The sequence below is a fragment of the Pseudopedobacter sp. genome (genome assembly GCF_040392825.1).
Lineage (GTDB): Bacteria > Bacteroidota > Bacteroidia > Sphingobacteriales > Sphingobacteriaceae > Pseudopedobacter.
The window spans coordinates 1-7,559 of the sequence record NZ_JBEBVH010000199.1; the positions used below are offsets into that span (position 1 = coordinate 1).

Here is a 7,559-nt window from a genome sequence, read left to right on the forward strand (position 1 = left end):
GTCATAAAATCATTGATTTCGATTTTAATATAAAAAACGTATTGAAATATGCTATCTCTAATGATTTTAGTATATTTCATATACATTGGCCAACTAACATTTTAACTTATTCAACCTATTTACAGGCAAAAAGAAGAGTTTTTGTCTTTAAATGTTTCCTCCTCCTCATTAAGTTATTGGGAAAGAAAATTGTATGGACTGTACATAATTTAAACGGGCATGAAAAAGATCATCCCAAATTACAAAAGGAACTGAACGATTTATTGTATAAATATGTGGACGGCTTTATCAGCTTAAACAAGAATGGTCTGGAGTTAATTAAGAAAAAAGCTAACCAAATTAACAGGCAGCATTTTGCTTTAATACCTCACCCACATTATATTGGATATTATCCAAATGTTATTAATAAAGAAGAAAGTCGGAAAAAACTAAATATTCAAAAAGATAAATTTATTTTCCTATTTCTGGGTCAGATAAGAAAGTACAAGAATCTGCCTCGACTTATTTATGCGTTCAACCAATTGAATTTAGAAAACAAGCATCTTCTTATTGCTGGAAAAATACATGAGGAGCTACAAGATCAGATTGCAGATTTAGGTAAAGACAAATCAGACATCAGTTTATTTAATGAATTCATTAATGATACGGATTTACAAATATATCTTAATGCTTGCGATTTGGTTGTAACACCATATCAGGATGTGTTCAATTCTGGTTCCGTATTTCTTAACCTTAGTTTCAACAAACCTACACTTTGTCCAGACAGGGCCGTGTTTCGAGAACTGCGTGAAGAAGTCGGTGAGGATTTAATTTTACTTTATGATGGAGATATATCTGCAGACTCTTTAGCTAAGGCGACGGAAACAATCATCAAAGCCAATAATATTGTACACTTTCAATCGGATAACTTCTCTCCGGAACACATTGCCGACAGAACCATTGACTTCTATAATATCTTATTAAATGACTAATAGTTTTCCCTTCTCTGACACAAAGTTTTTAAATGGTTTGAGAATACTATTAGCACTTTGGGTAGCTGTAGGGCATTTTTATCAACATATCGGAGGTCCAGATTTTCTAAAATTTCCTTTTTGGTATATTCTTATGTATCCTGGTCCGGCAGTCAATGGATTTATAGTCATTACAGGTTTTTTAATGACATATCATTACATTATAAATCAGGAAAGAGATAGTCCATCCTCTTCTAAAACATGGACAAAATTCTATATTAAGAGGTTTTTCAGATTATATCCTGTATATTTTATTATCATTTTAATAGCATACTTCTCTTTCAATTTTATAAATCAACAATCTATCAATGTTCATGATATATTTTTCGAAAGAGATATGCAATCTTTTACTTATGGAGCAAACAAAAATGTTGGGCTAATTGATCTTATATCTCATTTAACTTTCGTACATGGTTTGATTCCTTATATAAATGCAAGTATATTGGGGCCTGCATGGAGCTTATCTACAGAAGTGCAATTCTATATCTTATTTCCTTTTATATTCCTCTTTTGTAACACGAGCAAAAAGTTAATTAGTCTAATCTTTATTTCTGTAGTCCTTTATATATTAACTTTAAAACTTGTTGGCATTTGGGAAACTCCCGGCTTTCTTGGAGTATTTGGGGCGCCCTCTTTATTGTCTCATAAAATGATATATTTCTGCTTAGGTATAGTTATGGCCAAATACAAATTAGGTCAATGCAGAAGTTACTTAGTTCACCTTAACTTGCTTGCAATCTGTTTTTTTACTGTAACATATATTAGTACAATTGTCTGCATCGTGATTTATTTATTCATGTTTTTAGATAAGCACAAACAGGTATATCCCAGTAAATTGTTAAACGTACCAATAAAGATTAAAAGTTCTTTATCTTCCGGAATTATGAGTTTCGGAGCTAATATATCCTACTCATTTTACATGATCCATAGTATGATAATCCCACTATCTTTCCATTTATGTCAACCCTTTTATAAAAATAAAGACCAACTTACTTATACAAGTTTTGCAGTATTCTTAATTTTAACTTTTTTATTAAGTTGGATCACTTATATAGCAATAGAGAAGCCTTTTATGAATTACGGAAAAAGGTTGCTTAGTGCAAAGAACAAAAAAAGCGATAATTAAATTATCGCTTTTCTTATTTTCACTAATTTAGTTAACAAATCCTCAAGTAAATCCAGATGAAGCATATTAGCTCCATCAGATTTCGCATTTTTCGGATCGGGGTGAGTTTCAATAAATAAACCATCTGTACCAACAGCAATTGCTGCTTTAGCAATTGTTTCAATTAGAGCTGGCTTACCTCCTGTTACGCCCGATGTTTGATTAGGCTGTTGTAAAGAATGTGTACAATCCATAACAACCGGAACGTCAAACTCCCTCATTTCTGGTATTCCGCGAAAATCTACAATAAGATCCTGGTATCCAAAAGTATTACCTCTATCTGTAAGAATCACATTGTTATTGCCAGAATCCTTAATTTTATCTACTGCAAACTTCATAGAACCCGCAGAAAGAAATTGTCCCTTCTTAATATTTACGAACTTACCTGTTTCCGCTGCGGCAATTAATAAATCTGTTTGCCTACATAAAAAAGCGGGGATTTGCAACACATCTACATAAGCAGCCGCCATCGCCGCGTCGTTACTTTCGTGAATATCTGTTACCGTAGGAACATCAAATTCTTTTCCTACTTTCTCCAGAATTTTTAAAGCTTTTTCGTCTCCAATGCCTGTAAAAGAATCTATTCTTGAGCGATTAGCTTTTTTAAATGATCCTTTGAATATATAAGGAATCTGCAATTTGTCGGTAATCGTTACTATTTTCTCCGCAATTCTGAGTGCAATTTCTTCGCCTTCAATTGCACAGGGACCTGCCATTAAGAAAAAATTACCGGCATCCTGGTTTTTAAGTTTATCTAAGTTCATAAATGTCTTTGCTAATTTCCAAGTTCCGATAAAAACTTAATTCTCATCAACTGGATCTCTTCTCTGTTATAGTCATCAGTCCCCAATTCCTCTAAAGCCTTATCAATAGAATCTATCTCTGCCGCTTTGAAATAATCAAAAACTTCGTCCTGTCTGTCATCGTCAATAATTTCGTCTATATAGTACGAAATATTTAGCTTGGTTCCCGAACTTACAATAGATTCCACCTCCTTTAGCAGATCTTCAAAAGATATACCTTTTGCAGACGCAATATCTTCCAATGAGATCTGCCTGTCAATATTTTGGATAATCGAAACTTTTAACGCAGATTTATTAGCTGTTGTTTTCATTACAAAATCAACGGGTCTGTCAATTTCGTTTTCTTCAACATGTTTTTTAATAAGTTCTATAAAAGGAGCACCAAACTTCATGGCTTTTCCATTTCCTACACCAGAAATATGCTTCAGCTCATCCATAGTTACAGGATAATGCGTACACATTTCTTCTAACGATGGATCCTGGAAAATGACAAACGGAGGCAAACTTTTTTGTTTTGCGATCTTTTTCCTTAGCTCTTTTAACATTTGAAGCAACTGGGTATCCAAGGCGCTTCCCCCCTGTTTCGCAGACTGGTCTTCTTCTTCAACAGCAACCATTTCCCTATTCAAAACAAATCTTAAAGAGTAAGGACTTGTTAAGTAAGCTGCTCCGCTTTTTGTTAACTTCAGTAAACCAAAGTTGTCTACATCTTTAGCTAAAAAGTTATTCAGAACGGCTTGTCTGATTAATGATTTCCATAACATCGGCCCATCTTGCTTTCCAGAGCCAAAATATTCAGACTGAGCTTGTTTGTATGAGTGTACCTGGGCAGTTTCTATACCCATTAATACATTTAGTAAATGATGATCATCGAATTTCTCTCCAAAATCTTTCACCATTTTCAGCAATCTGGTTAAATATTCCTCGGCTTGAAAATACTGCTTTTGAGCGCGACAGTTATCGCACATATCGTTACAACCCGCTTCGTTAAAGTTTTCTCCAAAATAATGAAGAATTTGTTTCCTTCTGCAAACTGCTGATTCTGAATAATCGATAACCTCTTTCAGTATTTGTGTACCAATTTCTCTTTCGGAAACTGGTTTGTCTTTCATGAATTTGGCTAGCTTATCAACGTCTTTTTCAGAGTAAAACGCTATACAGGCACCTTCTCCTCCATCTCTTCCTGCTCTACCAGTTTCCTGATAGTAACCTTCCATACTTTTTGGAATATCATGGTGAATTACATAGCGCACATCCGGCTTGTCTATTCCCATTCCGAACGCTATAGTAGCCACAATAACATCAACCTCTTCCATCAAAAACTTATCCTGAGTTTCTGCTCTTACTTTAGCATCCAAACCTGCATGATAAGGAAGAGAGCGTATTCCGTTTATTTCTAAAGCATTCGCTACTTCCTCTACTTTTTTGCGGCTTAAGCAGTACACAATTCCGGATTTACCAGGATTGTTCTTGATATATTTAATGATGTCTTTGAAAACGTTTCCTTTAGGTCTTACTTCATAGAAAAGATTACTTCTGTTGAATGAAGACTTAAAGACGTTTGCTTTCATCATACCAAGGTTCTTCTGGATATCGGTCTGAACTTTTGGTGTTGCCGTAGCTGTAAGTGCTATAACAGGAATACCTTCGCGAATATTATTGATAACTTGTCTGATCTTCCTATATTCCGGACGGAAATCATGCCCCCATTCAGAAATACAGTGAGCTTCGTCCACTGCAACAAAAGAAACAGTAACCGACCTTAGAAAATCGATATTTTCTTGCTTAATTAAAGATTCTGGAGCAACGTACAATAATTTTGTCTTGCCAGATATGACATCTTCCCGAACTTTGTTTGTCTCGGTCTTTGTTAAAGAGGAATTTAGAAAGTGGGCTATACTATCATAGCCACCAAAAGCCCGCAACTGATCTACCTGATTTTTCATCAAGGCAATTAATGGAGAAATTACCAACGCCGTTCCTTCACTCATTAAAGCTGGCAACTGATAACAAATTGATTTTCCACCTCCCGTAGGCATAATTACAAACGTATCTTCTTTATTTAAGATACTGGTAATGATAGCCTCCTGGTCTCCCTTGAAGTTATCAAAACCAAAAAATGTTTGTAAATTATCTATTAATGATTTTTTAATCTGCATTTTAAAAACGAAAAATTAACCGATGCTAATTTTAAACTTCAAAATAACATAAATTTGCGATAATTTCGTACTAATATTTAAACTTTTTCATTTTGAAATCCCGCGAAGAAATAATCTCATCCGCTAAGAACACTTTATCCACAGAATCAGAAGCAATTGCAAAGCTTGCAGACTATCTTAACGATGATTTTGTAAATCTGGTAGAAACTATAATTCAACTAAAGGGACGCGTTATTGTAACAGGCATTGGTAAAAGCGCAATTATAGGACAAAAAATAGTAGCTACTTTAAATTCTACCGGTACTCCTTCTATTTTTATGCATGCCGCCGAGGCCATACACGGAGATTTAGGTATAATTCAAAGTAACGATTTGGTTTTATGCGTTTCTAAAAGCGGGAATACATCCGAAATTAAAGTTCTTATTCCGCTATTAAAGCAAGGCAATAACCCCTTAGCTTGTATTGTTGCCGATACAAATTCCTATTTAGCAAAGCAGTCTGACTTTGTTATTAATGCAACAATAGAAGCGGAAGCTTGTCCATTGAATCTGGCACCCACGACCAGTACAACTGCACAGTTGGTACTGGGCGATGCTATTGCCATTTGTTTATTGGAATTAAGGCGATTTACTTCCGAAGATTTTGCAAAATTTCATCCCGGTGGTTCCTTAGGAAAGCGGCTTTATTTAAAGGTTAGAGACTTATCTTCTCAAAATGACAAGCCTGAAGTGAATCTAAATAGTAATATTAGGCAGGTTATTTTAGAAATAACTAAAAAAAGACTGGGAATTACGGCGGTTTCTGAAAATAATTATATAAAAGGAGTAATAACTGATGGTGATTTGAGAAGAATGATGGAAAAATTCACTTACTTTGATAAGTTATCGGCAAAAGACATTATGAGTTCCAACCCGAAAACTATTCACGCAGATGAACTTGCTGTAAATGCATTAAAAATAATGAGAGAAAACAATATTACCCAAATTGTAGTTATTGACGATGATAATGCTTACGAGGGTATTATTCATCTACATGATTTATTAAAAGAAGGTATCATATAATTTTTTATAATGAGTAACAATTTTGCACTAATTATGGCTGGAGGGGTTGGAAGCCGCTTTTGGCCGGTTAGCAGAACATCTTTTCCGAAACAGTTTTTAGATATCTTAGGAACAGGACAAAGCCTTTTACAAACTACCTTTAACAGGTTTAAGAAAATTGTACCTGTAGAAAACATTTACATTTTAACCAATGAAATATATCGTTCTTTGGTTAAGGAACATCTTCCGGAGCTTTCCGAACACCAGATAATCTGCGAACCGGTTATGCGAAATACAGCACCTTGCATAGCTTATGGAACAGCAAAGATCAGGAAGATCAATACAAATGCAAATATTGTAGTGGCACCGTCAGACCACTTAATTTTAGACACAGAGAATTTTGTTGAAACTATCAACAAAGCTTTGGATGCGTCTGAAAAGTACGACTGTCTTATTACTTTGGGTATTAAGCCATCCAGACCAGATACAGGTTACGGCTATATTCAATATTCGGATGAACTCCTTTGTGAAGATCTGCATAAGGTGAGAACTTTTACAGAAAAGCCTAATTTAGAAATTGCAGAAACCTTTTTGGCCAGCGGAGATTTCTTATGGAATTCTGGCATTTTTGTCTGGTCTGCAAATTCTATTAATGCCGCTTTTGATAAGTTTCTGCCCGATATGAACGAAATATTCAAAGAAGGTGAAAAACATTATAATACTGAATCGGAATCTGCTTATATCCAGGCAGGGTTTCAGAAATGCGTAAATATTTCCATTGATTATGGCATTATGGAAAAAGCCAATAATGTATATGTAATGCCGGCAGATTTCGGTTGGTCTGATTTAGGTACCTGGGCTTCGGTTTACGAACTTTCAGATAAAGATTATGTAGGAAATGCCGTAACCAACAAAGAAAAAGTAATGATGTATAATTCTTCTAATTGTATGGTGAATGTGCCTAAAGGAAAGATGGTAATTTTAGAAGGACTGCATGATTATATTGTGGTGGAATCGAATGATACTCTTTTAATCTGTCCCAGAAAAAACGAACAGCATGTTAAGGAAATAGTTGCTGATGTAAAACAAAAATTCGGACAGGAATATATTTAAAAATATTATCACACCATTTAACAATAAAGAAGGTGTCCGAAGGACGGATGAGGGAGATGATCTCTCTATTAAAGTTTTGTTATCGCAGGGTTCTCTTTGAGAGAGCGCTACCCTGACAGAGGTACTATTTATACACAAACTTAAAGGTCCATTTTTATATCTATATCATTAACCATTTCTATGTTCGCATAAGCGGTTGCTTGCTATCATAGACTATCTCCCGAATATAAATACCCTGTCAGTGTTTTTACTTATCGAGGTAAAAAATG

The 7,559-nt window shown here is 34.7% G+C and carries 6 protein-coding genes; 4 read left to right on the top strand and 2 right to left on the bottom strand.

Going from position 1 to position 7,559, the window contains the following annotated elements; all coding sequences use genetic code 11:
• The coding region (locus ABWO41_RS13335; protein WP_353138846.1) for a glycosyltransferase at positions 1-971 on the top strand (971 nt) is incomplete at its 5' end.
• On the top strand, positions 964-2,136 hold the full coding sequence (locus ABWO41_RS13340; protein ID WP_353138849.1) for an acyltransferase family protein: 1,173 nt from the start codon (positions 964-966) through the stop codon (positions 2,134-2,136). The genes ABWO41_RS13335 and ABWO41_RS13340, both read left to right, overlap by 8 nt.
• On the opposite strand, the gene kdsA is transcribed toward ABWO41_RS13340, so the two are convergent.
• Both kdsA and recQ read right to left on the bottom strand, forming a co-directional pair.
• Positions 2,133-2,939 (bottom strand): 3-deoxy-8-phosphooctulonate synthase, encoded by an 807-nt coding sequence (kdsA, locus tag ABWO41_RS13345; protein ID WP_353138852.1) that lies wholly within the window; start codon positions 2,937-2,939, stop codon positions 2,133-2,135. The two genes, ABWO41_RS13340 and kdsA, sit on opposite strands and share 4 nt — an antisense overlap.
• Positions 2,940-2,950: 11 nt before the next feature.
• Positions 2,951-5,137 (bottom strand): DNA helicase RecQ, encoded by a 2,187-nt coding sequence (recQ, locus tag ABWO41_RS13350; RefSeq protein WP_353138855.1) that lies wholly within the window; start codon positions 5,135-5,137, stop codon positions 2,951-2,953.
• A gap of 92 nt (positions 5,138-5,229) precedes the next feature.
• On the opposite strand from recQ, the gene ABWO41_RS13355 reads away from it, so the two are divergent.
• Positions 5,230-6,198, top strand: coding sequence for a KpsF/GutQ family sugar-phosphate isomerase (locus ABWO41_RS13355; protein WP_353138862.1), 969 nt, complete (start codon positions 5,230-5,232; stop codon positions 6,196-6,198).
• Between the two features lie 9 nt (positions 6,199-6,207).
• A complete protein-coding gene (locus ABWO41_RS13360) occupies positions 6,208-7,290 on the top strand; it encodes a mannose-1-phosphate guanylyltransferase (protein ID WP_353138865.1) in 1,083 nt (360 codons plus the stop codon).
• Positions 7,291-7,559: the final 269 nt, after the last annotated feature.